This window comes from Microbacterium sp. NPDC019599 (assembly GCF_040632175.1).
GTDB lineage: Bacteria > Actinomycetota > Actinomycetes > Actinomycetales > Microbacteriaceae > Microbacterium.
The window spans coordinates 1-1,358 of the sequence record NZ_JBEYBL010000023.1; the positions used below are offsets into that span (position 1 = coordinate 1).

A 1,358-nucleotide genomic window follows, 5' to 3' on the forward strand; every position below is an offset into this window, starting at 1 on the left:
ACCCTGCTAAGGTGGAGCGGGCGCAAGCCCGCCGTGGGTTCAAATCCCACCGTCTCCGCGAAGAAAACCCCTGATAAATCAGGGGTTTTCGTGTTCATGGCAGGACATGGTCGCGTATTTCGGACATGTGCATGCGGTGTGTGCGGTGTCCTGAGTGTGTCCCGAGTTGCACCGTAAGCGGGTGGTGCCCTATTGCGATCTTCCGAGCGCTGAGCGGGCGTTGAGCTGGGCGATGGCGGCGACGTCTTGGGCTTCGCCGAGGATGTGCGCGTAGGTGTTCAGGGTGACGGCGGGATTGGCGTGGCCGAGCCACCGGGCGACCTGGTGGACAGGAATGCCGGCGCGTAACCATGCCGACGCGGCGTAATGCCGGAGATCGTGGACGGTCCTGTCGGGCGGGGCGGTCTCGGACCATCTCACGGCGTATCGGAAACCGTTGCCCTGGATGTGTCGGCCCTACGTGGTGACGACGAGGTAGTCGTCGACTGGGCGGTCCTCGGCCAGCAGGAGGGTGAGGGTGTGGGCTCGGTCCGTGAGGGGCACCGTCCTGGTGCTCCCGGACTTCGTCGCTCCCTCCGGGTATCCGTCGGACTGGGCACGCCAGATGCGCACTCCGGGAACCGGCGCGGGGCGCACGTCGCCGATGCGAAGCGCGCGGAGTTCTGACCAGCGCAGCCCGGTGAGGCTGAGGAACTCGGTTACCGCGGCCAACCGCGGCGCGAGCCGGTACTGCGCGGCCAGGGTTGTAGCGAGTTGCCCCTCGGTGAAGGTGTCGATGCCGCGCGATGCCCGTCCTGCGCCGGGCGGGACGCGTACTTCTTGGACCGGGTTGCGGATGAGCATCCGTTCACGGATCGCGTAGGAGAAGACCGCGCCGAGCGTGCCTCGCGCCCGCTGGACAGTGGATCGGGCCCTCGCGGCGAGCAACTCGGTGAGATAGGCAAGCACTTCAGCTGGCCCCACCGACGAGATCGGCAGCGAGGCGAACCATCCCGGCACTGCCGCGAGATTGTCGCGGTCTGTGCGCCAACTGTGGGGGCGGATCTGGCTGCGTCGTGAGTCCAGGAATCGTGCCGCGACCTCCGCGAAAGACACCCCTCGGTCAACAGGTGGGACGAACTCGCCGAATGCGAGAGCACGGTATTGAATGTGCTCCCACGCCTCGGCGTCGCGCCTCCGACGGAATGTCCTCGTCGCGACCAGCCGACCGTTGCTCTTCACTCGTGCCACGTAGCGGGCATCGCCCGCATTGGTCCATCGTTTCTCGATACTCATGACTCGGAGCATGTACTCCAAGAGGGCTTTGACGACGCTCAGAGGATTTCCCCAGAGCCGATCGCTGAAGTTCCTCAGGTGCG

General features: G+C 65.8%; 2 protein-coding genes. Both read right to left on the minus strand.

From position 1 onward, the window contains the following. Positions 1 to 189 precede the first annotated feature (189 nt). A complete protein-coding gene (locus ABZ477_RS19115; RefSeq protein WP_360136428.1) occupies positions 190 to 420 on the minus strand; it encodes a tyrosine-type recombinase/integrase in 231 nt (76 codons plus the stop codon). 36 nt (positions 421 to 456) lie between these two features. Beyond that, a partial coding sequence (locus tag ABZ477_RS19120; protein ID WP_360136430.1) for a hypothetical protein occupies positions 457 to 1,358 on the minus strand: 902 nt, incomplete at its 5' end.